The sequence below is a fragment of the Nocardioides sp. NBC_00850 genome, from assembly GCF_045207335.1.
Classification (GTDB): Bacteria; Actinomycetota; Actinomycetes; order Propionibacteriales; family Nocardioidaceae; genus Nocardioides.
In genome coordinates, this window is sequence record NZ_CP108845.1 from 4972664 (window position 1) to 4998339 (window position 25676).

At 70.1% G+C, this 25676-nt stretch carries 24 protein-coding genes and 1 riboswitch; of the genes, 10 read left to right on the plus strand and 14 right to left on the minus strand.

Annotation, left to right across the window (positions count from 1 at the left end; translation table 11 throughout):
* Positions 1-47 precede the first annotated feature (47 nt).
* The 4 genes from OH802_RS24130 to OH802_RS24145 form a co-directional block, all read right to left on the minus strand.
* The gene (locus tag OH802_RS24130; RefSeq protein ID WP_406022848.1) at positions 48-1001 is read right to left on the minus strand and encodes an ROK family glucokinase; all 954 of its coding nucleotides are present in this window, start codon (positions 999-1001) and stop codon (positions 48-50) included.
* Positions 1002-1004: 3 nt separating this feature from the next.
* The gene (locus OH802_RS24135) at positions 1005-1427 is read right to left on the minus strand and encodes a DUF5304 family protein (RefSeq protein ID WP_160024370.1); all 423 of its coding nucleotides are present in this window, start codon (positions 1425-1427) and stop codon (positions 1005-1007) included.
* Positions 1428-1506: 79 nt separating this feature from the next.
* The gene (locus OH802_RS24140; protein WP_406022851.1) at positions 1507-2724 is read right to left on the minus strand and encodes an ArsA family ATPase; all 1218 of its coding nucleotides are present in this window, start codon (positions 2722-2724) and stop codon (positions 1507-1509) included.
* Between the two features lie 11 nt (positions 2725-2735).
* Entirely contained in the window at positions 2736-3167 is a 432-nt protein-coding gene (locus tag OH802_RS24145) for an SRPBCC family protein (RefSeq protein ID WP_406022852.1), read from the minus strand.
* A 132-nt stretch (positions 3168-3299) separates the two neighbouring features.
* On the opposite strand from OH802_RS24145, the gene OH802_RS24150 reads away from it, so the two are divergent.
* On the plus strand, positions 3300-5093 hold the full coding sequence (locus OH802_RS24150; RefSeq protein ID WP_406022854.1) for an AMP-dependent synthetase/ligase: 1794 nt from the start codon (positions 3300-3302) through the stop codon (positions 5091-5093).
* A gap of 72 nt (positions 5094-5165) precedes the next feature.
* Here the strand turns inward: OH802_RS24150 and OH802_RS24155 are convergent, their stop codons facing one another.
* The 4 genes from OH802_RS24155 to OH802_RS24170 all read right to left on the minus strand — a co-directional run bounded on the left by OH802_RS24155 (position 5166) and on the right by OH802_RS24170 (position 9149).
* Positions 5166-6413, minus strand: coding sequence for a M48 family metallopeptidase (locus OH802_RS24155; RefSeq protein ID WP_406022855.1), 1248 nt, complete (start codon positions 6411-6413; stop codon positions 5166-5168).
* Entirely contained in the window at positions 6410-7624 is a 1215-nt protein-coding gene (locus OH802_RS24160; RefSeq protein ID WP_406022857.1) for a hypothetical protein, read from the minus strand. Before OH802_RS24160 ends, OH802_RS24155 begins: the two co-directional genes overlap by 4 nt.
* A 37-nt stretch (positions 7625-7661) precedes the next feature.
* Positions 7662-8648, minus strand: coding sequence for an NlpC/P60 family protein (locus OH802_RS24165; protein ID WP_406022859.1), 987 nt, complete (start codon positions 8646-8648; stop codon positions 7662-7664).
* Between the two features lie 17 nt (positions 8649-8665).
* Positions 8666-8870: riboswitch (cyclic di-AMP (ydaO/yuaA leader) on the minus strand.
* A 96-nt stretch (positions 8871-8966) separates the two neighbouring features.
* Positions 8967-9149 carry a hypothetical protein gene (locus OH802_RS24170; RefSeq protein ID WP_091049976.1) on the minus strand — a complete coding sequence of 61 codons (183 nt, stop codon included), beginning with the start codon at positions 9147-9149 and terminating at the stop codon, positions 8967-8969.
* Between the two features lie 123 nt (positions 9150-9272).
* On the opposite strand from OH802_RS24170, the gene OH802_RS24175 reads away from it, so the two are divergent.
* A complete protein-coding gene (locus OH802_RS24175; protein WP_406022862.1) occupies positions 9273-10538 on the plus strand; it encodes an NYN domain-containing protein in 1266 nt (421 codons plus the stop codon).
* 82 nt (positions 10539-10620) lie between these two features.
* On the plus strand, positions 10621-12537 hold the full coding sequence (locus tag OH802_RS24180; protein ID WP_406022863.1) for an APC family permease: 1917 nt from the start codon (positions 10621-10623) through the stop codon (positions 12535-12537).
* Here the strand turns inward: OH802_RS24180 and OH802_RS24185 are convergent.
* Positions 12518-14395, minus strand: a complete 1878-nt coding sequence (locus OH802_RS24185) for a hypothetical protein (protein WP_406022864.1) — start codon at positions 14393-14395, stop codon at positions 12518-12520. The genes OH802_RS24180 and OH802_RS24185 overlap by 20 nt on opposite strands.
* A 102-nt stretch (positions 14396-14497) precedes the next feature.
* On the opposite strand from OH802_RS24185, the gene OH802_RS24190 reads away from it, so the two are divergent.
* Positions 14498-16216 (plus strand): DEDD exonuclease domain-containing protein, encoded by a 1719-nt coding sequence (locus tag OH802_RS24190; RefSeq protein WP_406029397.1) that lies wholly within the window; start codon positions 14498-14500, stop codon positions 16214-16216.
* Between the two features lie 23 nt (positions 16217-16239).
* Positions 16240-16518, plus strand: a complete 279-nt coding sequence (locus OH802_RS24195) for an Lrp/AsnC ligand binding domain-containing protein (protein ID WP_141803873.1) — start codon at positions 16240-16242, stop codon at positions 16516-16518.
* 55 nt (positions 16519-16573) lie between these two features.
* Here the strand turns inward: OH802_RS24195 and trpD are convergent, their stop codons facing one another.
* On the minus strand, positions 16574-17611 hold the full coding sequence (trpD, locus tag OH802_RS24200; protein WP_406022867.1) for an anthranilate phosphoribosyltransferase: 1038 nt from the start codon (positions 17609-17611) through the stop codon (positions 16574-16576).
* Positions 17608-18018, minus strand: a complete 411-nt coding sequence (locus OH802_RS24205; protein ID WP_141803871.1) for a hypothetical protein — start codon at positions 18016-18018, stop codon at positions 17608-17610. The genes trpD and OH802_RS24205 overlap by 4 nt, the downstream gene beginning before the upstream one ends.
* 216 nt (positions 18019-18234) lie before the next feature.
* On the opposite strand from OH802_RS24205, the gene OH802_RS24210 reads away from it, so the two are divergent.
* The 5 genes from OH802_RS24210 to OH802_RS24230 all read left to right on the plus strand — a co-directional run bounded on the left by OH802_RS24210 (position 18235) and on the right by OH802_RS24230 (position 23076).
* Entirely contained in the window at positions 18235-18822 is a 588-nt protein-coding gene (locus tag OH802_RS24210) for a heme-copper oxidase subunit III (RefSeq protein WP_406022869.1), read from the plus strand.
* A 13-nt stretch (positions 18823-18835) separates the two neighbouring features.
* On the plus strand, positions 18836-19717 hold the full coding sequence (locus OH802_RS24215; protein ID WP_406022871.1) for a c-type cytochrome: 882 nt from the start codon (positions 18836-18838) through the stop codon (positions 19715-19717).
* Positions 19714-20877: a Rieske 2Fe-2S domain-containing protein gene (locus OH802_RS24220; RefSeq protein WP_406022873.1), complete on the plus strand. Its 1164-nt coding sequence runs from the start codon at positions 19714-19716 to the stop codon at positions 20875-20877. Before OH802_RS24215 ends, OH802_RS24220 begins: the two co-directional genes overlap by 4 nt.
* A complete protein-coding gene (locus OH802_RS24225) occupies positions 20874-22601 on the plus strand; it encodes a cytochrome bc complex cytochrome b subunit (protein WP_406022875.1) in 1728 nt (575 codons plus the stop codon). Before OH802_RS24220 ends, OH802_RS24225 begins: the two co-directional genes overlap by 4 nt.
* A 124-nt stretch (positions 22602-22725) precedes the next feature.
* Positions 22726-23076: a hypothetical protein gene (locus tag OH802_RS24230; protein WP_406022877.1), complete on the plus strand. Its 351-nt coding sequence runs from the start codon at positions 22726-22728 to the stop codon at positions 23074-23076.
* Positions 23077-23080: 4 nt separating this feature from the next.
* Here the strand turns inward: OH802_RS24230 and OH802_RS24235 are convergent, their stop codons facing one another.
* From OH802_RS24235 to phnE (OH802_RS24245), 3 genes are read right to left on the minus strand one after another with little or no spacing between them, the layout of a single operon-like run.
* Entirely contained in the window at positions 23081-23893 is an 813-nt protein-coding gene (locus OH802_RS24235) for a MurR/RpiR family transcriptional regulator (protein WP_406022879.1), read from the minus strand.
* Positions 23894-23928: 35 nt separating this feature from the next.
* Positions 23929-24807: a phosphonate ABC transporter, permease protein PhnE gene (gene phnE / locus OH802_RS24240; RefSeq protein WP_406022880.1), complete on the minus strand. Its 879-nt coding sequence runs from the start codon at positions 24805-24807 to the stop codon at positions 23929-23931.
* A complete protein-coding gene (gene phnE / locus OH802_RS24245) occupies positions 24804-25628 on the minus strand; it encodes a phosphonate ABC transporter, permease protein PhnE (protein ID WP_406022882.1) in 825 nt (274 codons plus the stop codon). Before phnE (OH802_RS24245) ends, phnE (OH802_RS24240) begins: the two co-directional genes overlap by 4 nt.
* Between the last annotated feature and the right edge of the window lie 48 nt (positions 25629-25676).

Here is a 25676-nt window from a genome sequence, read left to right on the forward strand (position 1 = left end):
GCCTGAGATTTATCGTCGCTCGCTGGCGCTCGCTCACTTGTGGTGGCTCACTTGCGAGCCAGGTCAGCAGCGCCGATCAAACCCGCCTGGTTGCCGAGCGTCGCCTTGCGTACGTCGAGCATCGGCCGGTGTCCCCGGCCGGTCAGCTGAGCTTGGAAGGCACGCCGAGCGGGCCCGAGCAGCAGGTCGTCGGCCTCGGCCACTCCCCCGCCGATGGCCACCACGGCCGGGTCCAGCACGGCGGCGATCGAGGCGATCCCCTCGCCGAGCCAGACGCCGAGGTCGGTCAGGGCCTCGATCGCGAAGGCGTCCCCGTCGCGGGCCGCCTCGGTGATCAGCGGGCCCTTGATCTTGTCGAGGTCACCCTCGGCCCGGTCCAGGACCTCGCGGGCCAGCAGGGAGCCGCCGCGCGCGGCGGAGCGGACGTTGCGCACCAGGGCCGACCCCGAGGCGTACTGCTCCCAGCAGCCGCGGTTGCCGCAGCCGCACAGGTGGCCGTTGGGCACGACCCGCATGTGGCCGATCTCGGCGCCGACGCCGAAGGCGCCGCGGTAGAGCTCGCCCTCGAGCACCAGGCCGCCGCCGACACCGGTGCCGACGGTCACCAGCATCATGTTGTCGACCTCGGCACCCGCGCCGTACTCGAACTCGCCCCACGCGGCCGCGTTGGCGTCGTTCTCGATCACGACCGGCAGCTCGAGCACCTTCTCCAGGCGCTCCTTGAGCGGTACGTCGCGCCAGGCGATGTTGGGCGCGAACATGACCGTCGAGCGGCCCTTGTCGATGTAGCCCGCGGCGCCGATGCCGACGCACTCGATCGGGTGGCGGGTCTTGAGCTCCAGGACCACCTCGATGATGGCGGCCTCGATGGCCTCCGGGCTCTTCGCCGGCGACTCGACGCGGTGGTCCTCGATGATGTTGCCGTCGTGGTCGACGACGCCGCCGAGGATCTTGGTGCCACCGACGTCGACGCCACAGGCGAGCTTCTTCGTCGTCGTCATGCCTCAGCTCCAGCCGTCGAGATCGATCCGCTCGACCTTCTCCGAGCGCTGCGCCCAGTCCCGGGTCGCATCTTCCTCAGCCCGCACGCCATCACTGTGAGCATCCTCGCCTTCACTAGGGCCAGCACCCGGACTCGTGGCCGCCGCATTGAGCACCGTGACCGCGGCCTGCATCAACGATGCGGCAGCGCTGGCCAGGTGCACCTTGACCTCCGGACTCGACTCCCGGAGGACATGTACGGTACGGCACAGCGGGCAGTAGGCACACTCCGGTGCCCCGGTATCGAGATGCTCTCCGACCGCCTCGGTGAAGTGGCCGATCCGGGAGTCCTTGGCCCACTCGCCGATGGCCTCCATCAGCCGGCCGAGCTCCTCGGCGGTCGACCCCAACGGCTCGTCCGCCCACTCGTGGCGCTGCTCGCTCACGCGACCACGTCCGTAGCGCGAGCGCCAGGATACGGACGCGGCCGCGTGTTGACCTGATGGCTCGCTCGCTGACGCTCGCTCACGATAACTCGCTCTCGGTGTTCGTCGTCTGACGAGAAAACGTTACTCGCAGCTCCCCGCCCTCGACCCGCGCCCCGCTGACGCGCATCCGGGCGAGGGCGGCGGGAAGGGTCAGCAGGCGGCGGTAGGCGCCCACGGTGATCGCCAGCTCGTCGCCGTTGCGGCCCAGCTGCACCTGGTCGCGCTCGACCCACTGGGCCAGCCCGGGCAGCGCCAGATGGACGATCGTGGCCTCGCCGGTGGTCTCGGTGCGGAACGGAGCCGCGGTCTCGGGGACGGCGAGCGGGTCGACGCTGCCGGTCCATGCATAGGCCGCCTCGGCTACCTCGCGCAGGTCCTCGACGCCCACCGGCTCGGTCGGCCGGTAGAACGAGCGCCAGACCGGCAGACCTTCGAAGGAGGCGCCGACGTCGCCGAGCACGTCGTCCTGGGCCTTGACCCAGCCGGCGCGCCAGTCGTCGGAGCCGCCGGCCGGGAAGATCCGGTTGGCTACCACACCGTCGACGCGGTAGCCGTAGAGGGAGAGCGTCGTCCAGGAGCGTCGCGCCTCGGCGAGCACGACCCGCTCGGGGGTCAGCACGATGCGTACGGATGCCTCGGGGCCGGACAGCAGGGCGCGGACCTCCGCGAGCTCGTCGTGGAGCCGCACCAGGGCGTCGAAGACGGAGTCGCCGGGCATCGGCACCCCGGCCGCCTTGGTCAGCACCGGCTTGAGCGCCTTCACCATCTTGCGCTGCACCGGGAGGATGCGCTCGAGATACCAGCCCAGGGCCTCGGGAAGGGCGAGCAGCCGCAGCGTCTCGGCGGTCGGGGCGCAGTCGACCACGATCGTGTCCCACTCCCCCGAGACCGCCATCCGGCGCAGCTCCAGGAGCGCGAAGACCTCCTCGGCCCCCGGGATGATGGTCAGCTCCTCGGCGGCGATCCGGTCCACCCCGATCGTGTCCAGGACGCTCAGCAGATAGCCCTGCACCTCCGCCCACGACTCCTCGAAGCGGCGCTGGGCGTCGACGTGCTGGACGTAGAGGTGCTCGGTGACCTGGACCGGCTCCGAACCCAACGCGCCGTCGACCCCGAACGCATCGCCCAGAGAGTGGGCGGCATCGGTCGAGAGGACCAGGGTGCGCAGGCCGCGGGCCGCGGACATCGCCGCGGTGCCGGCCGAGACGGTCGACTTGCCGACGCCGCCCTTGCCGGTGAAGAGAAGGATTCTCACGAAGGCATGCCCTACTTCTCGACTCTCTGCTTGAGGCCTCGCAGCGCGGTGTCGATCAGGACCTTCTCGCCCTTGCGCTTGAGCATGCCGATCAACGGGATGCTCAGGTCGAGCGCGAGCCGGTAGGTGACCTCGGTGCGACCGCCGAGGTCGCGCAGCACGTAGGCGCCGTCCATCGAGCGCAGCAGGTTGCCCTTCACCAGCGACCAGGTCACCTGGCGGTCGTCGTCCCAGTCGTACGTCAGGGTGTATTCGTCCTTGATCGGCGCGACATCCAGCACGAACCGGACCTGCTCGGCCCGCCCGTCGACGCCTGTCTCGAGGACGCTGACCTCCTGCATGCCCTTGGCCCAGGCCGGATAGGACTTGAAGTCCGCGATCACCGCCATCACTGCCGAGGGCGCGGCCTCGATCACGATCGTCGAGGTGGTCTGATCGGCCATCGGTGGTGTCCTCACTCCCTGACTTGCTAGGTGCCATGGAGCGTACCGGATAGCATCCCGGTGAAATGGTCGGGCTGTGACGGGGGTAACCTCCGGTTCGTACCCACCTACCATCAGTATGCGGAGGCCCTAGTGCGCGAGTTCTCCACGCCCGCGACGTACGTTGTTCCCCCCACCGGAAGTCTGAGCGACGATGTCGTGCGCAACGCCGCCGAGGCACCCGATGCCGCCGTCCTCAGCCGGCCAGGCGCGGACGGCTCCTGGGTCGACGTGACGTCGTCCGAGTTCCTCGCTGAGGTCTCGGCGGTCGCCAAGGGACTGATCGCGGCGGGCGTCGGCGCTGGGGACCGGGTCGCGCTGCTCTCGAAGACGCGCTATGAGTGGACGCTGATCGACTACGCGATCTGGTTCGCCGGCGCGACGACGGTGCCGATCTACGAGACTTCCTCGGCCGAGCAGATCGAATGGATCCTCCAGGACTCCGCCGCCGTGGCGATCATCGCCGAGGACGCCGGCCACATGAGCCGGATCAGCGAGGTCCGCGCGGGTTGCGCGGCGCTCAACAGCGTGTGGTCGATCAACGACAACGCCGTCGACCTGCTGGTCAAGCTCGGTGCCGACATCACCGACGAGGAGCTCGAGGCCCGCCGCAGCGCGGTCACCCCCGACGACGCCGCGACGCTGATCTACACCTCCGGCACCACCGGCCGCCCGAAGGGCTGCGTGCTGACCCACGGCAACTTCATGTTCGAGCTCGGCGTCGTCGTCGACTCGCTCGACGGCCTGTTCAACATCGAGGGCCGCAGCACGCTGCTGTTCCTGCCGCTCGCGCACGTCTTCGCGCGGATCATCCAGATCGGCTGCATCACGTCCCGCACCCGTCTGGGCCACACCCCCGACATCAAGAACCTCGTCGCCGACCTCGGCACCTTCCAGCCGACCTTCGTGCTGGCCGTGCCGCGGGTGTTCGAGAAGGTCTACAACACCGCCTCGCAGAAGGCCGTGGCCGACGGCAAGGGCCGCATCTTCGACATGGCCACCGAGGTCGCCATCGAATACTCCCGGGCCACCGAGACCGGCAAGGCGCCGTTCCTGCTCGCCGCCAAGCACAAGCTGTTCTCCAAGCTCGTCTACGGCAAGCTGCTCGCCGCGCTCGGCGGCAACTGCTCCTACGCGATCTCCGGCGGGGCGCCGCTCGGCGACCGCCTGGGCCACTTCTACCGCGGCATCGGCGTCACCGTCCTGGAGGGCTACGGCCTCACCGAGACGACCGGCGCGCTCACCGTCAACCTGCCCGAGGCGTTCAAGATCGGCACCGTCGGCCGGCCGATTCCCGGCACCTCGGTGCGTGTCGCCGATGACGGCGAGCTGCTCTTCAAGGGTGGCCAGGTGCTGAAGGAGTACTGGCAGAACCCGGCCGCGACCTCGGACGCGAAGACCGAGGAGGGCTGGTTCCACTCCGGCGACCTCGGCGAGGTCGACGACGAGGGCTTCGTCAAGATCACCGGCCGCAAGAAGGAGATCCTGGTCACCGCCGGCGGCAAGAACGTCGCCCCGGCCGTCCTCGAGGACCGCCTGCGCGCCCACGTGCTCGTCGACCAGTGCATCGTCGTCGGCGACGGCCAGCCGTTCATCGGCGCGATCGTCACCATCGATCCCGAGGCGCTGCCCACCTGGGCCGAGGCCAACGGCAAGTCCGGCAACATCGAGGATCTCGTCGAGGACGACGACCTGCGCGCGGCCATCCAGAGCGCCGTCGACGACGCCAACAAGGCGGTCTCGAAGGCCGAGTCGATCCGCAAGTTCGCGATCATCCCCGAGTCCTGGACCGAGGAGGGTGGCCAGCTCACCCCCAGCCTCAAGCTCAAGCGCAACGTGGTCATGCGCGAGTTCAGCCACGAGGTCGACGCGCTCTACAGCAAGTAAGACCACGCCGAGTCGGCTCGTTCTGACGAGCCGACTCGGCGCTGTTTTCGGTCAGGACGAGCCGACTCGGCTTCAGTCGAGGACGCGGTGGGCGATCGCGATGCGCTGCAGGGTCGTCGGGTGTGAGCCGAACCACGACTGCGACCAGGCCTGCGGGGACGGGTCGGAGAGCGAGCGGGCACCGAGGTCGTGCTGCAGCCGGGTGAACGACTCCAGGTCGCCGGTGGCATGGAGCGCGTCGACATCGGCGCGGGCCTCGACGTGCCGGCTGAGGCCGTTCTGGATCGGCATCGCCAGTACGCTCGCCAGCGCGAAGACGGCCATCAGCATCGGGACGGCTTCGGGGGTGGCGTACTCGTCCTGGCGGCGGTAGGACAGCAGCAGGCCGAGCAGACCGACGCCGGCGACCGCGCCCGCGGCTCCGATGACCGTGCCGACCAGGACGTCGTCGTGCTTGGCGTGGGCGAGCTCGTGAGCGACGACGGAGAGGACGGCGCCGCGCGCGGCCGCGCCCCGCTGCGAGTCGACGAGGTTGTCGTAGAGGACGACGCGGCGGGTGGAGCCGAAGCCGGTGACGTACGCATTGAGCGAGGTCGTACGCCGGGAGGCATCGACCACCAGGACGTCGTCGAGCTCGACGCCCTCACGCTCGGCGATCGCCATCACCTCGGTCCGGAACTGGCCGCGCGGCAGCGGCTCGAAGTCGTTGAACAGCGGCTCGATGACGACGGGGTAGACGAACGAGCCGACCACCACCAGGGCCGCGACCAGGACGGCGGCGACGGCCGGCCACCAACGCCGGCAGAGGCGGATGCAGGCGAAGAGAGCGAGCAGCGCCACGGAGGTGGTCACGATGCCGACGACCTGGTTCAGCAGCGAGTCGCCCAGCCAGGGCCCCCACGCCTGCCGGGAGAGCCCGTAGCGCATCTGCAGCCGGTGGATGGCCACCCCGAACGGCAGCGTCGCGATCCAGCCGAGCAGCGTGACCACGGCGACGGCGAGCACCACCCGAAGCAGCCACGGTCCACGCAGCCGCGCCACCAGACGCCGGCCCAGCGAGGTGAACCCGAGCACGCAGGCGACCACCAGGGAGACGACGAGCGAGGCCCGGCTGATCCAGCGAGCGGTGCCGGAGTAGGCCAGCATCCGCTCGAGCTCCTCGGGCGTGAACACGTCACGCTCGTCGGGCAGGTCGAGCGCGCCGCCCGGGTAGGGGTGCCACGGGATCAACGTCCAGGCGAGCACCACGAACGCCACCGCCCCGAGGACGAGAACCACCCAGGACGTACGCCGCGTTGCACTCATTTCTGCCCCCGTCATCGAGCCGAGTGTGACAGACGGGTCCGCCAGCGGGCGGTCAGCTCGTCCTCCCCGAAGCCGAAGCTTGCCTGCAGCGCCTTCTCCAAGCCGATGCCGCGCCCGGTCTCCTCGTAGAGGTCGACCAGGGCCTGCTCGCCGCCGGCCTCGGCGAGCACCTCGCAGGCGAGCCAGGCGGCTTCGTACTCGGCGCCGAAGTGCTCCGAGCGGGTGTTGAACTCGGCCTTGCCCGGCAGGTGTTCGGGGGCGCCGTCCTCGCGTACCTGAGCGAGGATCTGGCCTGCGGTCTTCGACAGTGGCAGCTTGGTGTCGCGGAGCGCGACGTAATCGGCGAAGCCCTCGACCAGCCACATCGGCCGGCGGGTGTTGGTCGCGGCGTCGGTGGCCGCGTGGGTGGCCTCATGGGTGATGACGATCTGGGCGCCGGGGGCATCGAGGTCGCCGATAACGCCCTGGTCGACCCATACGTGCAGCGGGGTCCCGGCCTTCGTGGACCCATCGACGGTCGCGGTCACCGCCGCGACGGCGGTGTAGGTGCCCGGCTGCGCGCCGAGAGCGGAGTCGAGGCCGTTCGCGGGCACCTCGAGGACCAGGCGCGGGTCGTTCCAGGGGATCACCTTGCGGACCCCAGCGACGGCGGTGGTGGCCAGCTCGGCGTAGCGGTCGGCGACCTCGGCGGACGCCTGGGCGACCACGAGCGTGGAGCCGGTGCGGCGCACCTCGACCGGGCCGCTGAGCCACAGCGGCAGCCGGGTGCCCTGGGCCGCCGAGAACCCGCTGATCGCGCCCTCGGCGTCGAAGCCGACCTTCAGCTCCTCGGTCAGCGCCGGGTCGCCGGGCGTGCGCCACGACATCTCCACGTCGGCCGTCCAGGAGCCGTCCGGCTCCACGTTGCCCGACTCGGCGACGTACCTCGCGGTGACGTCCCCGATGCCGATGGCCCGGGCGTTGCGCACCGCCACCGAGGCGGCGTCCTCGCCCTCGGGCTCCGCCCCGTCACGTACGCCGTCGACCAGCTCCTCCAGCGAGGCCCGGGCGCCTTCGGTGTCGGCGCGCACGACCGGCGCGCTGCTCGGGGTCGGTGCGACGTACTCGCCACCGCCGGTCAGCCGCCAGCCGACGAACCCGGCGAGCAGCATCACCAGCACGAGCCCGGCCCCGATCAGGGCGGGATGGGCCTGGATGCGGGAAAGAAGAGAGCCGACCGTTCGCACCTGCGAACGATCGGCCTCTTCGGGGTCCTGGGTCAACTCAGCCCGGGCGGACGGCGCCCGTGTAGGGCATCTCGTCCATCGGGGAGACCTTCACACCGGTGCTCGGGTTGGACGCGTGCACGATCATGCCGTTGCCGATGTAGATGCCGACGTGGCTGATCGGGCTGTAGTAGAAGACCAGGTCACCGGGGGCGAGCTGGTCGCGCGAGACCTGGGGTCCGCTGCTGTACTGCGCCGAGGAGGAGTGCGGGAGCGAGACGCCGGCCTGGCCCCAGGCACCCATGGTGAGGCCCGAGCAGTCCCACGACTCGGTGCCGGTGGCGCCGTAGACGTAGGAGTCGCCGACCTGGGCGAGGGCATAGTCGACGGCCACCTTGGCGCGGCCCGAGGGCGGCGGCAGGTTGGAGGGGATGCTGGTGTCGGTGGACTGGAACTCCTCCAGCTCATCGGCCTCCAGCTCGTCGAGCTCGGCCTGGGCCGCCTCGTACTTCTTGTCGATCTCGCTCTTCTTCTGCTGCATGGTCGTCTTGACCTTGGCCATCTGGGACTTGGCGTCCTCGGTGGCCTCGCGGCGGACCTGGAGGGCCTCCGCCTCGGTGTTGTACCGAGCCAGCAGGTCGGCCTGCAGCGCGTTGTAGGACGAGACGGTGGAGAGACCGGCGAGGAACTCCTGCGGGTCCTCGGAGGTGATCACCTGGCCGACGGCAGAGACGTCGGAGCCCTCGAACTGCCGCAGCACGGAGTCACGGAGCTCGGCGCGGATCTTGTCGAGCTCCTTGCTCTGACGCTTCTCGTCGGAGCTGAGGTCGTCGAGCTGGTCCTTGAGGTCCTGAAGCCGCAGCTTGGCGTTGCTGTAGTCCTCGTTGGCCGCCTCGGCCTGGGTGTAGAGCTTGTCGACCTTCTTGCGAACGTCGTCGATGTCAGGGTCTGCCTGGGCGGGGGTCGCTGCGGGAATGATCCCGGCGACACCGATGGCGGCGATGCCGGCTGCTCCGGCAATGAGTCGCTTCCGGTCGCGTGTCACGAGCGGACGGTCTCCTTGTGTGTAGTCGTTGACGCCTACCGGGTGAGCTGACGGGTTCAGGCACGACCTGCCTTACCACCGCTCCTCGATCTGGTCTCCCAGATCGCCCTTGCGGCGGATGCACCCCAGGTGATCGCACTCCGTTTTCGCGGCGTACGACCGGTGTGGTTCCCCGGCTCCTGGCCCGCCCCGAAGCGGGCCTGGACTAAGCGCGACACTCGCGTGGGCCGGTTGACCCACTTCCACGAGCGCCAAGTTCCTGCGCACACTAGCCGACGGCATCCCCCACCTGCCAACCACCCACGCCCAAAAGTTCGGCTACATCCCTTCCACCATGCGCAGCGGCGGGACCAGTCCACCCTCGGCCAGCACGTCGAGCGCCCGGCGCTCGTCGTCCTCGATGGTCAGCTCCGGAGGCGGCCCCAGAAGCACGGTGACCACGCAGTCGTGGCACGCCAGTCCCCGCACGAGGCAGGTGTCACAGTCGATTCTCGTCGTCATGTGAGTGACGGTCTCACCGAGCACCGACATTTTTGCTTTCGCCCGGTTGCGTCCGGCGTGTCACCACCATCGCAGCACGGTATTCAAGGCGGCGATCGCGGACCGGGTCCCTACACTTGGAACATGGAGGTCTCCGCGTACGCGACGCTCCCCGACACGGTCCGGGGGCGCATCGTCGCGCTCACGGCCGGGGTGCTTCCCGACGTGGTGCGCCTGCCGCCCGCGCTCAAGCGGATCGCCGACTTCGCGCCCGCCCGGCGGGCCAAGGCCGGTGGCGCGATGATCGCCTCGGTGCTCGAGAGCGACGACGAGGTCCGGGAGAAGGTCGGCAGCCAGCTGCGACCGGCGTACGTCTCCGAGGGCTCCTCCGACGACGTGGTCCTCCCCGAGGATCCGGCCGAGGCGGCCGCGGTCGTCTGGCTCATCCGCCCCGACGGCTGGGAGGTCTCGCTCAAGGAGGCCCTGGACCGGCTGGAGGCCGCCGCGGTGCCGGTGGTCGACGCCGAGGTCGCCCGGCTGCGCGGCAAGCTCGCCGCGGCCGAGGACGAGCTCCGCGAGGTGCGTGCCGACCGCAAGGCCCGCCTCGACGACCTCAAGGCCGACAACACCGCCCTGCGACGCAAGCTCGGCGAGGCCCGGGCCGCCGCCCGCGAGGCCGGCACGGGGCTGGACGAGGCTCTGACCGAGGCTCGCACGGCGCTCGCCCGCGCCGAGGACGAGCTCGCCGCACGTGACCGCCAGCTGCGGCAGCTCCGCAGCCAGATCGACAAGCTGGAGCGTGAGGCCGCTGCCGAGCGGCGTACGTCCAAGACGGACCGCGAGGATGCCTCGCTGCGGGCCCGGTTCCTGCTCGACACGCTGCTCGACGCGGCCGGGGGCCTGCGTCGCGAGCTGGCGCTGCCGCCGGTCACCGGCACCCCGGGCGAGCGGGTGGAGGCCGAGCTGGCCTCCGCGGACGCCGCCGCCGGTGCGGGGGTCACCAGCAGCGCCCACCTCGAGCAGTTCCTGGCGATGCCGCGGGTCCGGCTGATCGTCGACGGCTACAACGTCTCCAAGGCGCTGTGGCCCGGCTCGGCGCTCGATGCCCAGCGGCTGCGGCTGCTGCGGGCGATCGCGCCGATCGCCGCCCGCACCGGCGCCGAGACGACCGTCGTCTTCGACGCCCACTCCGCATCCGTACGTCCCACCGCGGTGCCTCCGCGCGGCGTCAAGGTCCTCTTCTCCCCCGAGGGCGTCATCGCCGACGACGTCATCCGCGACCTCGTCGACGCCGAGCCCGCCGGCCGCGTGATCCTGGTGGCCACCGACGACGCCGAGGTCGTCAAGGACGTACGCCGCGCCGGCGCGCGCACCGTCCCGCTCTCCTCGCTCTCGCCCCTGCTCGGTTGATCCAGCAGGCTTCCTGCGCCACCCCGGCCTGATTCGATAGGTTCTCCCGACGTTCGAATCATCGGGAGTGGGAGACCAGCGCGTGCGGCACACCCTCAGCGCGATCGCCAGGATGATCCTGTGCGCCGCGGGATTCGTGATGTCCATCTACGGCAGCGTCCAGCTCAACGCCCTCAAGTCCCCGGGATTCCGCGAGCTGCTGCACGAGTCGAGCTTCTGGGTCGCGGCTGTCGGGGGCCTGATGACCGCGATCGCGTTCGAGGCGATGCGACGGGCGCAGGTGCCCGTGGCTCCCGCTCCGCAGCCCGCTGAGCCCGTCACGCCCGTCACACCGGTCACGCCCGTTGCCTCCGAAGAGCCTGCGAAGGACGAGAGGGACGAGCGACCCGCCGATCAGGCCGACAAGCTGAGCCTCGTCGAGGTCGTCGGTCTCGCCGCGGGCGGCGTGATCGGATCGGGCTGGCTCCTGGCCGTTCCCACCCTCCACGAGAGCCTGGGCGAGGCCGCGCTCCTCGGCTGGGCCGCCGGCGGCGTACTCATGCTCACGATCGCGGTCGTGATGGTCGAGTTCGGGCTCATCTCCCAGCGCACCGGCGGGTTGCTGTTCCACCCGCACGACGCCTTCGGGCCGCTGGTGGTGATCATCCTCGCGGCATCCCTGTGGATCTCGTACGCCATCAACCCGGCCGCCCAGGCGGCGGCCGCGGTCAACGGGCTGGCCGAGATCGTCCCCGCCCTGGCCGGCGACGGCGGGCTCACCGGGACCGGATCGACCCTGGCGGTGCTGGTGACCGCCGCGATCATCGCCTTCGTCCTGCTGCCCCGACGGCTCGTCCTCCGCACGAACGCGGCCCTGACGCTGCTCAAGATCGCCATCCCGGTGGTCTTCGTGGTGTGCCTGGCGCTCGCCGTCCCCGCTCCCCTCACCGGCCCCGGACCGGCCGCCGGGCCGACGTCGACCGGCGTACTGAGCGCGCTGATCACCAGCGGCGTGATCTACGCCTACATCGGCTTCCAGGCGCCCCTGGACGTGACCGGCGAGGTCCGTGGCGGCCGTCGCGAGGTGGCCAGGCGGGTGCGCTGGGCGGTCTACGGCACGGTCGTCGGCTCGTTCCTGCTCTACTCCGCCCTCCAGCTGGTCTACGCCGAGCACATGGCCGGCTCCGGGGCCGAGCACGGCACCTCCTACGCTCGCCTGACCGACGCGGCCACGCTGGCCGGGGCGCCGCTCGACTGGCTGGTCGTGCTGGTCCGGATCGCCGCGATCCTGGCCCCGATCGGGTCCGGCATCGTGTTCACCTACGCCCTCAGCCGCGAGGTCTACGCGCTGAGCGCGGAGAGGTACGTCCCCAGCGGCCTGCACGAGCCGCGGGCATCACGGCTCCCCGGCCGCACCGGCGACTCGTTCTGGCTGATCCTGCTCGTGAACCTGGTGCTCGCGCTGGTCGTCCTGGTCGCGGTGGGCGGCGACTGGCAGACCCTGGCCGTGCTCAACACCATCCCGATCCTGATCCTGTACGCAGTCACCTGCGTCGTCCTGGCCGTGCGCTCCGACCTGCTCGGGACGGGTGCCCAGCGGCTCCTCCCGTTCGCGGCGTACGCGGCCTTCGTCGCCATCGCGCTGGTCGTCAACGAGTCCGCGTGGGACCGGGTGTGGAAGGGCGTGGCGGTGATCGGCTGGGGATCGCTCGTCCTCCTCGTGCTCCCCTGGCTCCATCATCTCCGGGTCCCCGGCCTGGGTTGGTACGACGCGAAGAACCACGGCGCGCGGCTGGTCTCTCGTGACCCGGCGAACCGTCCGTTCGTCGTGCTGGCGCTGTACCTGGTCGCACTGACGCTGCTCAGCGCCGTCCGCCACCGGATCGACGACGACTCCGTGTGGAGCGTGTGGAGCCTGCGTGCCCTGGTGATGATCGTCGCCTCGGGCGCGTTCGTCCTCCTCGTCGGTGCGGGGCGCCGCTACCTCAGACAGACCCGGCTCACGACGACCCGGCCCTGACCCACTCGGCCTCCTCCTCCTGGCCGGCGGCGACCAGGGCCTCCACGACGGCATCGACTCGGGCCCGGTCCTGCCACCGCCCCACCGAGCGGCGCAGGACCCCGGCGCGACTCGCCTCCGGATAGCGGTGCAGGCGCAGCCGGGTGGTGATGCCGACGATGTCGGTGGGGGTGACGCTCTGCGCCTGGTCGAGATAGCGGATCAGCAGCCGGTCGGCCGTGCCGGCGAGCTCCTTGCTCAGGAGCTGATGGGCGGTCTCGGCGATCGTCGGCCCGGCACCACGGCGGTTGATCGCCTCGTCGGCGAGGTGATGCCAGGACGTACGCACCGCGTCGGTGAACCCGGCCGACTCGAGGGCGGCGAGGCACTCGGCGTACCAGGCGACGTACGTCTCCTCGGTCGGCGCCGGGTAGACGAGCAGATCCTCGGCGAGCCTCCAGCCGACGTCGGCGGCGACGGCCGACCGGCCCCGTCTGCCGACCCGGGAGGGCACGTGCCCGAGCAGACCCACGATCTCCTCGGCGGGGCGGAGCCTGACCAGGGTCGCGGCGTGGCGCCGAAGGTCCTCGCCCAGCGTCCTGCCGTGGCCGTCGGCGAGATAGCCGGCGATGCCCTCCACGACGGCGGACGCCATCGGCTCGCGGTCCGCGCCCTCCGGGGTGAGCACCCAGTGGAGAAGCTTTCGGGTGGTGTCGGCGGACGGCTGCGCCCACGACCACCGGTCGAGGAAGTCGCCGAGTCGCTCGATGTGGCCGCTGTGGGCGAGCGCGCGGACGAGCATCGCCGCCTGGGCCTCGTCGCCCTCCTCCATGAGGGTCTCGCAGATGCGTTTGAGGTTCATCGGCGTCGCGTCGCCGGCCATGGCTGCCAGGAGGCTGTCGCGGCCGGGTCCCCGGCTGCCCCGCAGCAGCAGGACCACGTGCTCGCGCGCCTCCTCGGCGTTCTCGCTGCCGTCGAGGCGCAGCTTGAACCAGTCCTCGAGCACGCGTCCGCCCGGGCACAGCTCCCAGAACGCCGCGACGAGATCCTGCTGCTGGGCGGGACCCGGCGCCCGGCCGAGGTCACCGATCGCGCCGAGGGTGCGCCAGAGCAGGTCCAGGGCGATCTCACGCAGCCTCGGGCTGGCGTACAGCGCGACGTAGAGCAGCGCCTTGTCGAGGTTCGAGCGACCGCTGGCAGGGGCCGCGAACTGCTTCACCGTGTCGTTGACCAGGTCCGGCGCGCCGAGCAGGTGCAGCGCCCGGAGGAACCGGGCGATGTCGGGGACGGTCCGCTGACGGAGCACGTCGTGGATGACGGCGTAGGCGATGGAGGCGTCGTGCTCGGTCTCGATCGCGAGCCGGGCGGCGTCCTCGGGCGGGCGGTGCAGCGCGGCGGCCGCGATCAGGATCACCCGGTCCGCGGCGGACTCCAGCGAGGTCGCCACCACGGCCAGGTCGCCGTCCGCGAGCCGTCCGTAGGCGTGCAGCGCCTGGACCGCGATCGCCGGATGGCCCTGCGTACGCAGCTCCGCGAGCCAGGCCACGAACCGGTCGACACCTTGGGCCGAGACCCGGGCGAAGGCGTTGTCGATCAGCTTCTGGGTGTTGAGGACCTCGTCGGCCTTGGCGCCGTCGAGGACGGTGACGTACTCGACCAGGCCGGCCAGATCGCCGGTCAGCGTGTCGAGCACACGTTCGTTGAACCGCAGCGCCGCGGTCTGCCCGTCCTCGCTCAGCAGCGTCCTGGCCTGCTCACCGGCCTCGGCCGGCTCGACCTGCAACGAGCCCGAGCGAGCGAACCACCTGGCCCAGGGCCGGTCCTCGTTGCCGGACGTCGACCCCTCGGTGCCGCTGTTTCTCGCAGCGATCGCCCACACCTCCCATGTCAGGTGGCCACACCCTAGTGCCGCAAGACTGTCGGCGGCACTCGCTAATGTGTTCGCATGAGCACGGCAGCGGTGAGAGAGGCACGCAAGGAGATGCGCGCCCGGGCCGTCGCTCGCCGCCAGCGCGAGCAGGCCACCGGAGGCTGGGAGGCCCAGCGGGGCTTCGACGAGCTCGGCAGGCCGCTGCGCGACCTGACCTTCTGCGTGGTCGACCTGGAGACCACCGGCAACAGCCCCGACAACGGCGGCATGATCACCGAGATCGGCGCGGTGAAGGTGCGCGGCGGCGAGGTGCTGGGCGAGTTCCAGACCCTCGTCAACCCCCACACCGGCATTCCCCCCTCGATCGCCGTGCTGACCGGGATCACCAACTCGATGGTCGCCTCCTCCCCCACCATCGAGTCGGTGCTCCCGGCGTTCCTCGAGTTCGCGGAGGGCTGTGTGCTGGTCGCCCACAACGCCCCATTCGACGTGGGCTTCCTCAAGCACTTCGCCGCCAAGCAGGAGCGGCCCTGGCCGCGTTTCGAGGTGCTCGACACGGTGAAGATCGCCCGCCGGGTGGTCACCCGCGACGAGGCGCCCAACCACAAGCTCGGCTCCCTGGCCCGGGTCTTCGGCTCCCCCACGACCCCCAACCACCGCGCCCTCTCCGACGCCCGCGCGACGGTCGACGTCCTCCACGGCATGATGGAGCGCCTCGGCAACATCGGCGTGCAGACTCTCGAGGACCTGGCCGTCTTCTCCGCCAAGGTCACCACCGCCCAGCGCAAGAAGCGTCATCTGGCCGAGGACCTGCCGCACGCCCCCGGCGTCTATCTGTTCAAGGACGACAAGGGCCGGGCGCTCTACATCGGCACCTCCAAGGACCTCCGCACCCGCGTACGCACCTATTTCACCGCCTCCGAGACGCGCTCCCGGATGGGCGAGATGGTCGGCCTGGCCGCGACCGTGCAGGGCATCGAGTGCGCGACGGCGCTGGAGGCCGGCGTGCGCGAGCTGCGCCTCATCGCCGAGCACAAGCCGCCCTACAACCGCCGCTCGCGACGCCCGGAGAAGATGCACTTCGTCAAGCTCACCCAGGAGCCGTGGCCCAGGCTGTCGCTGGTCAAGCAGGTGCTCGACGACGACGCGGACTACCTCGGCCCGTTCGGCTCCAGGAAGGTCGCCGAGAAGGCGCTCCAGGCGCTGCACGACACCTTCCCGATCCGGCAGTGCGCCGACCGGCTCCCGCTGCTGCCGCGCAAGACCCCGTGCGTCCTCGCCGAGCTCCATCGCTGCCTGAGCCCGTGCGACCAGAGCGTCCCGTCCGAGACCTACGCGGCGCTGGTGTCTCGGGTCCGCGAGTCGCTGCTCCACCGGCCCGACGAGGTGGTCGAGACGGTCACCGAGCGGCTCACCGGCCTGGCCGAGCAGGAGCGGTTCGAGGAGGCGGCCGTCCACCGCGACCGGCTGACCTCCTACCTGCGCGCCGCCGCGCGCACCCAACGGCTCACCGGCCTCACCCGGCTGCCGGACCTCACCGCGATCCGGCGTGAGGACGACGGCCGCTGGGCGGTCCACGTGGTCCGTCACGGGCGCCTCGCCGGGGCCGGGGTGATCCCGCGTGAGGCCAACGCCCACGCCTACGTCGCCGACCTCCAGCTCAGCGCCGAGACGGTCCTGCCAGCCCCCGGTCCGGTGCCGGCCGCGAGCGCCGAGGAGACCGAGCTGGTGCTGCGCTGGCTGGAGTCCCCAGGGGTACGCCTCGCCCACGTCGAGGGCGAGTGGACCTGTCCGATCGGCGGTGCGGGCCGGCGGGCAGCGGCGCTCTAGGAGGATCGGCTAACGTGACCTGCGTGATCACAGCGATCGTCTTCATCAATGCCGAGGTCTCCCAGATCCCCGAGGTGGCCGAGGCCGTCGCCGCCATCGACGGCGTCAGCGAGGTCTACTCCGTCACCGGCCAGATCGACCTGATCGCCCTGGTGCGCGTCCGTGCCCACGAGGATGTGGCCAACGTCGTCGCCGACAAGGTCAACAAGGTCCCCGGAGTGCTCGAGACCGAGACCCACATCGCCTTCCGCACCTACTCCCAGGTCGACCTGGAAGCCGCCTTCTCCATCGGGCTCGACTGAGCCCGTCGTGTGTAGCCGACTCGGCGCATAATCATCTAGATCGCGCAGAGCGGGGTCAGCGAGCGGTAGCGGCAACCCACCGGTCGAGCACAGCCTGAGCAGCCCCGGAGTCGATCGCGTCGGCGGCGCGAGCGATGCCGCCCGCGAGACGCTCGTCGACACTGCCGGACCCGGCGTCGTGGACGGCGAGGGCGGCACCGGCGTTGAGCACGACGGCGTCGCGTACGGCGCCCTTCTCCCCGGCGAGCAGACGGCGGACGACGGCGGCGTTGTAGGCGGCGTCGTCGCCGCGCAGGTCCTCGGCGGTGGAGCGGCCGATGCCGTGGTCGAGGGGCTCGACGGTCGCCTCGGTCACGACACCCTGAGAGACCATCCACACGTGTGAGGTCGTGGTGGTGGTGAGCTCGTCGAGGCCGTCGTCGCCGCGGAAGACCCAGGCGTCGACGCCACGGCGGGCGAAGACGCCGGCCATGATCGGCGCGGCGGAGGCGTCGGCACAGCCGATCGCGGAGGACGCGGGGCGAGCCGGGTTGGTCAGCGGGCCGAGCAGGTTGAAGACGGTGGCGATGCCGATCTCCCGACGGGCCACAGCGGTGTGCCGGAACGCCGGGTGGAAGGCCGCGGCGAACAGGAAGGTGATCCCGGCCTCCTCGGCCACCTCTCCTACCCGGGAGACGTCGAGGTCGAGCCGGATGCCGAGCGCCTCGAGCACGTCGGCCGATCCCGACTTGGAGGAGGCGGACCGGTTGCCGTGCTTGACGATCTTGGCCCCGGCGCCGGCCGCGACGATCGCCGACATCGTGGAGATGTTGACCGAGAAGGACCGATCACCACCGGTGCCGACGATGTCGAGCACGCGCCCGGGCACGAAGATCGGGTTGGCCTTGGCCAGCATCCCGTCGGCGACCCCGGCGAGCTCGTCCACGGTCTCGCCCTTGGCACGCAGCGCCACCGCGAAGGCGGCGATCTGCGCGGGCGTCGCCTCTCCCGAGAGGATCTCCCCCATCGCCCACGCCGCCTGGTGCGCGGACAGGGACTGTCTCGCGACCAGCGTGGTGAGGACCTCGGGCCAGGAGTGGGGCGCGGACGTCATGCGCCAACGTTAACGGGCCGCAGCAGTCCCACGACCGTCCGGGCCAGCTCGAACGGGTCGAGCGGGTGCGGCACGGTGGCTTCCGCACGCGACCAGGTGCCGAGCCACGCGTCCTGAGGACGACCGATGAGGACCACGATGGGCGGAGCGTCCTTCACCTCGTCCTTGACCGCCTTCGCGATCCCCAGCCCGCCGGCCGGCGCGGCCTCTCCGTCGAGCACGGCCAGCGCCAGGCCACCGGCGTCGAGCTGCGCACGCACGGCCGGCTCGGTGGCCACCTCGACGTACTCCACCTCCGGCAGAGACGGGTGCGGGCGGCGCCCCAGAGCGAGGATCACCTGCTTGCGTACGTCGACGTCGTCGCTGTAGACGAGGATCTTCAGTGAATTCGAGGTGGTGTCGGTCACACCCTGATGCTAGCGCCAACACCATGCCCTGCGGCCACATGTCACACACCGAACCTGAGCGGTGTCTAAGGGTGTAGCAGCACCTTGAAACACGACACACAGGGTCCCAAGAAGACTCTGGAAAGGGGGCAGGACATAATGGCGGGCGTGGCGACAGTATCGACTCTTCCAACAGCCCGCCTGCACGGGCATCACGACCGTCCGAGCATGGTCAGCGTGGGGACGATCATCTGGCTCTCCAGCGAGCTGATGTTCTTCGCGGCGCTGTTCGCGGCCTACTTCACGATCCGCGCGGTCAGCCCCGAGGTGTGGGAAGCCAACACCGAGGTGCTCAACATCCCGTTCGCGGCGGTCAACACGACCATCCTCGTGCTGTCGTCGTTCACCTGCCAGTTCGGCGTCTTCGCCGCCGAGCGTGGTCAGGTCGGACGCAAGGGCTCCCTGTTCGCGGTCCGTCTCTGGGGCCTGCGTGAGTGGTTCATCCTCACCTACCTCATGGGCGCGGTCTTCATCGCCGGTCAGGCGACTGAGTACGCAGCCCTGGTGCAGGAGGGCATCGCCCTCAACAGCGGCTTCACCGGTCCCGACGACCCCTACGGCTCGGTCTTCTACCTGACGACGGGCTTCCACGGTCTGCACGTCACCGGCGGCCTGATCGCCTTCCTCTTCGTGCTCGGCCGGACGTACGTCGCCAAGCGCTTCACCCACGAGCAGGCCGTCTCCGCGATCGTCGTGTCCTACTACTGGCACTTCGTCGACGTGGTGTGGATCGGCCTGTTCGCGACCATCTACCTCCTCAAGTGACCAAGGACTGAATGTGCGTCTACTGAACCGCTCCGTCGGTCGACTGTCGCGGCACCGTCGCCGCCCGTTGGCCGGTGCCGCCGTGCTCCTGGTCGCCCTGTTGAGCACCGGCGGCGCGTACGCCGCGCTCGCCCCGGCCTCCCAGGCCGAGCAGGAGAAGGACAACGCTGCTCTCGTCGCCGAGGGCAAAGAGCTCTTCATGATCAACTGCTCCACCTGCCACGGCTCCAACGGCGAGGGCATCACCACCCAGAACGGGAAGCTCTACGGCCCCTCCCTGATCGGTGTCGGTGCCGCCTCCGTCGACTTCCAGGTCGGCACCGGCCGGATGCCGATGGCCCAGCCTGGCGCCCAGGTCGAGGTCAAGGACCCCAGCTTCAACCAGGACGAGATCGACGCCTTGGCCGCGTACGTCGCCAGCCTCGGCCCCGGCCCGGCCGTCCCGGACCGGGAGCAGTACGACCCGGAGACCTTCGCGTCCGAAGAGGAGAGGGAGGAGGCGGTCGCCCTCGGTGGCCAGATCTTCCTGACCAACTGCACCGCCTGCCACAACTTCACCGGCGCCGGCGGCGCGATGCCGCGCGGCGGCGAGGCTCCGAGCATCCTCAACACCGACCCGAGGCACATCTACCAGGCGATGCTGACCGGTCCGCAGTCCATGGACACCTTCTCCGACGGCAACATCAGCCCGGAGGAGAAGAAGGCGGTCATCGCCTACGTCGAGTCGATGAAGGAGCAGCCTGACTACGGCGGCTTCAACAACGGCGCGCTCGGTCCGGTGACCGAGGGCATCGTCGCCTGGGTGGTCGGGCTCGGCGTCCTGGTGGCATTCGCCTTCTGGATCGCCGCGCACACCACGCGCACCAACCAGACCAAGAAGGGATCTGCCAAGTGAGCAGCGACCTCAGCGAGATCGAGAAGCACGACGACTCGCACCCCGAGCTCAACGCGCACACCGACGCGCTGCTGCCCGACCCGGGCATGCACGAGCATCACTGGCGTCCCACCGACGTCGACCCCAAGGCGGAGAAGCGCGCCGAGCGCCAGGTGAGCGCGTTCTTCGGTCTCTCCGCGATCTGCTCGGTGCTGTTCGTCGTTGCGTACTTCGCCATCGAGCCCGGCTACGACGGTGACGTCTGGGCCGGCTTCGGCGCCTCCAACCTGGCGCTGGGATCGAGCCTCGGCTTCGCCCTCCTCTTCCTCGGCATCGGCGTCATCCAGTGGGCCCGCAAGCTCGTCGTCGACATCGAGCACTCCGAGGACCGCCACCCGGCCTCCTCCTCCCCCGCCACCCGCGAGGCCGCCGTCGCCGAGCTGAAGGCCGCGCTCCACGAGTCCGGCATGGCTCGCCGTCCCTTCATCCGCAACGCGATGATCGGCTCGGCCGCCCTGCTCGGTCTGCCCGCGGTCGTCATCCTCAGGGACCTGGGTCAGACCAACGCCCAGATCACCGAGGAGCAGCCCTACCCGGGCGCCGGCCTCGAGCACACCGTCTGGGATGCCGGCGTGCGGGTCGTACGCGACGTGGTCGGCACCCCGATCCGCCCGGGCGACCTGGAGATCGGTGACCTGGTCAACGCCGAGCCGGCGACGATCTTCGACGGCAGCCTGCACGGCGCGCCGCTGCAGATCGCCAAGTCGAAGGCGGCCACCATCCTGCTGCGGATGGACCCCAACGACATCGACAGCGACGTGACCCGCAACTGGTCGGTCAACGGCATCGTGGCCTACTCCAAGATCTGCACCCACGTCGGTTGCCCGATCTCGCTGAACGAGCGCACCACGCACCACCTGCTGTGCCCGTGCCACCAGTCGACCTTCGACCTCGCCGACCACGGCAAGGTCATCTTCGGTCCGGCCGGCCGCCACCTGCCGCAGCTGCCCCTGGGCGTCGACGCGGACGGCTTCCTCGTTGCCCTCTCGGACTACCCTGAGCCTGTGGGCGTCAGCTTCTGGGAGCGCAACACCTACGACATCGACGAGATCTTCGACGACTGGTCCAAGGACCACGCCGCCGATGCTGAGCAGTACGGCTACAAGGAGGGCGGCCAGTGAGCACCGACACGTCCAAGGTTGCCGCCAGCAACGGCACCGAAGCCGCTGCCCCGGCGGGCAAGCCGACCAAGGCAGGTGCGGCCGCGAACTGGGCCGACGAGCGCCTCGGCATCGGCGGGCTGAGCAAGTTCCTCTCCCGCAAGATCTTCCCCGACCACTGGTCGTTCATGCTGGGTGAGATCGCGCTGTGGAGCTTCGTGGTCCTGCTGGTCACCGGCACCTTCCTGACCCTGTGGTTCAAGCCGTCGATGGCCGAGATCACCTACCAGGGCTCCTACGCGCCGCTGCGCGGCATCGACATGTCCGAGGCGATGGCCTCGACGCTGGACATCTCTTTCGACGTACGCGGCGGCCTGCTGCTGCGCCAGGTCCACCACTGGGCGGCGATGCTGTTCATCGCCTCGATGATGATCCACATGATGCGCGTGTTCTTCACCGGCGCGCACCGCAAGCCGCGTGAGATCAACTGGGTCATCGGCGCGACGCTGCTGCTCCTCGGCACGCTCGAGGGCTTCACCGGCTACTCGCTCCCCGACGACCTGCTCTCCGGCACCGGCATCCGGGCCGCGGACGGGTTCATGATGGCGATCCCCATCGTGGGGACGTACCTCTCGTTCTTCCTGTTCGGAGGCGAGTTCCCAGGCGACGACATCATTCCACGCCTGTTCACGATCCACGTGCTGCTGATCCCAGCGATCCTGCTGGCGCTGATCGGTGCCCACCTGATCCTGCTGATCTACCACAAGCACACCCAGTGGCCTGGACCCGGACGCACCGAGAAGAACGTCGTCGGCTACCCGATGGTGCCGAACTACATCTCCAAGATGACCGGCTTCTTCTTCATCACCTTCGGTGTGACGGCTCTGCTCGGCGCCTTCTTCTCGCTCAACCCGGTGTGGAAGTTCGGCCCCTACGACCCGACCAAGGTCACCGCCGGCTCGCAGCCTGACTGGTACATGGGCTGGCCCGACGGCGCGCTGCGGATCATGCCTGGCTGGGAGTCGCACTTCTGGGGCTCGACCTGGTCGTGGAACATCTTCTTCCCGGTCATCGTGCTGCCGATGGCGGCCTGGATGGTCGTGCTGATGCTCCCGTTCATCGAGGCCTGGATCACCGGCGACAAGCGCGAGCACCACCTGCTCCAGCGCCCGCGCAACGCTCCGACCCGCACCGCCACGTTCGTCGCGCTGATGACGTTCTACGCGGGCTTCTGGGCCGCGGGCGGCAACGACATCATCGCGATCAAGTTCGACCTCTCGATCAACCAGATCACCTACTTCCTGCGGGCGTTCGTGTTCCTGGGTCCGATCGCGGCGTTCATCATCACGCGTCGTTGGTGCATCTCGCTGCAGCGTCACGACAACGAGAAGCTGCTGCACGGCTATGAGACCGGCACGGTCATCCGTACGCCGGAGGGCGCCTACCACGAGAAGCACCTCCCGCTTCCCGAGGCCGAGGCCTACGCCATGACCGTCCGCGACCGCGGCCGGGCCGGCGAGGAGCCGGAGCTGAAGAAGAATGGCAAGCCGTCGTTCCGCGCGAAGCTCCGGGCCTTCTACTACGACCACGACGTGGACAAACCGACTCCCGAGGAGCTCAGCGAGGCGCACCACCACGCCGAGCACGAGGCCCACGAGCTGGCTGCCCACGAGGGTCACCAGGTCGACGGTCACGACTTCGACGATCACCGTCACTCGGCGATCGAGGAGCCGCTCAGCCACTGACGCTGACGCTCGTACGCCGCGTGGCGCCGTTCCCTCCGGGGGACGGCGCCACGTGCGTTTCTGGGCGTTCTAGCGGCCGAAACCCGGTTGCCCGCGACCGCACGCGGACCCTAGGGTCCAGCACATGACCGGCCTCCAGGCTCGACTCCGAGCCGACCTCCTCACCGCCCGCAAGGCCCGCGACACCACGGCCACAGCCGTGCTCCGATCGACGCTGTCGGCCATCGCCAACGCCGAGGCGCTCCCGGTGGCGGAGGCGGCCCTCTTGGGCGACGGACCGATCGCCGGCGCCGCGAGCGGCGTGGGCGCCACCGAGGCCGCGAGACGCGACCTGACCGACGACGATGTACGAGGCATCATCACCGAAGAGCAGACCGAGCGGCTGAGCGCCGCGACGGACCTGGAGTCCCACGGCGCGGGCGAGAAGGCGGAGCAGCTCCGCGCCGAGGCGGAGCTGCTCGCGGCGTACCTCTAGGCGATCAGCCCTGGGGGTCGAGCTCGCCGCCGACGACCTCGAGCACCCGGGCGCGTACGTTGGCGGCGGCCTCCGGGTCGCGGGCCGCCACGGCGGCCACGAGCGCGTTGCCGAGGATGAGCTGCGGGATCCGGATGATCGAGTCGAGCTCCTGGCGGAACCCGGCGCGACCGCCCTGCGGGGTGACCAGCTCGACCTCGGCGAGCTTGGTCAGCTGGGTGCCGGTGAAGGAGGTCAGCGCGATGACGGCCGCTCCCCCGGCGACGGCCGCCTGGGCGACCTGGATGGTGGGCGCGGTGGCGCCGGTGCCGCTGACGACGACGCAGACGTCACCCGGCTGGAGCAGACGGGCGCGGATGAGCTGGTCGAGGTGGTCGCTGGGCGCGACGGTGCTCAGGCCTTGGGAGCCCAGTCTCATCGCGATGTCCTGGGCGACCGGCGAGGAGACACCGGTGCCGGCGACCAGGATCGAGCGGGCCTCGGCGAGCAGCTCAACGGCCCGGGTAACCTGCTCCTCGGAGAGGAGCCCGACCATGTCGGAGGCGGAGTCGGCGATGTCGGCGAAGAAGGAGCGCACCACCGTCAGCGGGCTGCCTCCCTCGGTCGTCTCGGTCTTGGCCGTGCCCAGGTCGCGCGCCAGCAGCACCTTGAGGTGCGGGAAACCGCGGAACCCGAGTCTCTGCGCGGCTCTGACCACGGTCGCGGTCGAGACGGAAGCCTCGGCGGCGATCTCGGCGGTGGTCGCCTCGATGGCCCACTCCGAACGGGTCAGCACGACCTCGGCGACCGCGCGCTCGGAAGGGTTGAGCCGCGGCATTGCGGCCCTGATGGCTGGGAGAACCGGCGCACTCGTCATGCCGCCACCGCAGTGGCTTCGGCGCCGTGCAGGATCCGGTGACGCAGCGTTGCTGACAGCTGGTCGACCAGGATCGTCACGATGATGATCACAGCTAGCATGATTCCACCCCACTCCCACTCACGGCCCCGAAGGACACGGTTTAATAACGCACCAATTCCACCAGCGCTCACGACGCCGAGGATCGCGCTTGCCCTGATGTTCACCTCGAAGCGGTAGAGCCAGAACGCCACGGTCTCCGGCATCATCTGCGGGATGACCGCCGTGCGGATCCGCTGCCACCACGTCGCACCGGCCGCCGTGACCGCCTCGACGGGGCGCGGGTCGACCGCCTCGATGTTCTCCAGCGTCAGCTTTCCAAGCGAACCGATCGAGTGGATGCCGATCGCCATCGCTCCTGCCATCGGGTTGAGCCCGAACAGCGGCAGCATCACGATCACCGCGAGCAGGATCTCCGGGACGGCGCGGATGGCGTTGAAGAAGAGCCGCACCGGGAGGCGTACGACCATCGGCGCGGTGGTGGAGGCGGCCAGGAAGGCCAGCGGGAACGAGAACAGCGCCCCGACGCAGGTGCCGATCCAGGCGAGCGCCACCGACTCCCCCATCAGCTTCAGCGACTGCAGCCACCAGTCCCCGTAGGTGAGCTCCGGGTCGGCCTGGCCCTCGGGATGCGCTCCGGGCCAGGTGAGCACGCCGTCGAGCATCTGCCCGGCGTACTGCAGGATCTCTCCGGGGAACTGCGGCAGCCGCTCCCACTTGGCGTCGTCCAGCGACCATGCGGCGACCAGCACGATGCCGATCAGCACCAGGCCGACCGCGGTGTAGGGCCACTTCGGCGGCGGCTTCGGCCGCGTCGTCGCTGTCGCCGAGGTCATACCAGCCTCCGGCGCAGGAACTGGGAGAGCAGGTCGATCGCGATGACCACCACGAAGATGACGATCACGACCGCCGCCAGCCGGGCATAGTCGGCCCGGTTGAAGTAGAGCATGATCAGCTGCCCGATCCCGCCGGCCCCGACCGCCCCCAGCACCACGGAGGCGCGGATGTTGAGCTCGAAGACATAGAGGACGTACGAGGCGTAGTTGGGCAGCACGGCAGGCACGATCGCGACCCGGGCCCGCTGCCAGCGGGTCGCCCCGGCGGCGTCGAGCGCCTCCAGTGGGCCGGGATCGACGGCGTCGATGCTCTCCGCGGTCAGCTTGGCGACGATGCCGATGTTGAAGATGGTCAGCGCCAGGATCCCCGGAAGCGGGCCGGTGACGACGGCGACGAAGACCAGCGCGTAGGCCAAATCCGGCAGCGACCGGATCACCGACATCACCGGCTTGGTGACCCGGTAGACCGCGGGAGGTGCGCTCACCTTTGAGCCCAGCAGCGCCACGCCGAGGGCGATCAGCGAGCCCACGAAGGTCGCGATGATCGCGATGGCCGCGGTCTCCTTCAGCGCGGTCCACAGCCGCGAGGACGGGTCGGTGATCTCCGCCCACTCGGGGTGCACGACCTCCTCGAGGATCATCGTCAGCATCGGCCACTGCTCGATGACCGGCGCGAGCGAGAAGTCGATCGCCCAACCCGCCACCACGGTGACGGTGACGGCACCGAGGATGCCCCCGATGAGGAGCGGGCTCGGCGGCGGCTGGGCCGGACGTACCTGCTTCGGCGAGCCGCCCGGGCGCTCGAGGGTCGCCTGACTCATGCCGCCGCCTCCGTGCGATAGGGCGGAGAATACGGACGCGGCGGCCTG

What these genes read in the sequence shown, in the direction of transcription:
- OH802_RS24230 (WP_406022877.1), top strand. Translation starts at nt 22,726, where the DNA reads ATGACCGGCCTCCAGGCTCGACTCCGAGCCGACCTCCTCACCGCCCGC.
- OH802_RS24235 (WP_406022879.1), bottom strand. Translation starts at nt 23,893, where the DNA reads ATGCCGCGGCTCAACCCTTCCGAGCGCGCGGTCGCCGAGGTCGTGCTG.
- OH802_RS24170 (WP_091049976.1), bottom strand. Translation starts at nt 9,149, where the DNA reads ATGACGACGAGAATCGACTGTGACACCTGCCTCGTGCGGGGACTGGCG.
- OH802_RS24190 (WP_406029397.1), top strand. Translation starts at nt 14,498, where the DNA reads ATGCGCGCCCGGGCCGTCGCTCGCCGCCAGCGCGAGCAGGCCACCGGA.
- trpD (WP_406022867.1), bottom strand. Translation starts at nt 17,611, where the DNA reads ATGACGTCCGCGCCCCACTCCTGGCCCGAGGTCCTCACCACGCTGGTC.
- OH802_RS24130 (WP_406022848.1), bottom strand. Translation starts at nt 1,001, where the DNA reads ATGACGACGACGAAGAAGCTCGCCTGTGGCGTCGACGTCGGTGGCACC.
- phnE (WP_406022880.1), bottom strand. Translation starts at nt 24,807, where the DNA reads ATGACCTCGGCGACAGCGACGACGCGGCCGAAGCCGCCGCCGAAGTGG.
- OH802_RS24175 (WP_406022862.1), top strand. Translation starts at nt 9,273, where the DNA reads ATGGAGGTCTCCGCGTACGCGACGCTCCCCGACACGGTCCGGGGGCGC.
- OH802_RS24155 (WP_406022855.1), bottom strand. Translation starts at nt 6,413, where the DNA reads ATGACGGGGGCAGAAATGAGTGCAACGCGGCGTACGTCCTGGGTGGTT.
- phnE (WP_406022882.1), bottom strand. Translation starts at nt 25,628, where the DNA reads ATGAGTCAGGCGACCCTCGAGCGCCCGGGCGGCTCGCCGAAGCAGGTA.
- OH802_RS24145 (WP_406022852.1), bottom strand. Translation starts at nt 3,167, where the DNA reads ATGGCCGATCAGACCACCTCGACGATCGTGATCGAGGCCGCGCCCTCG.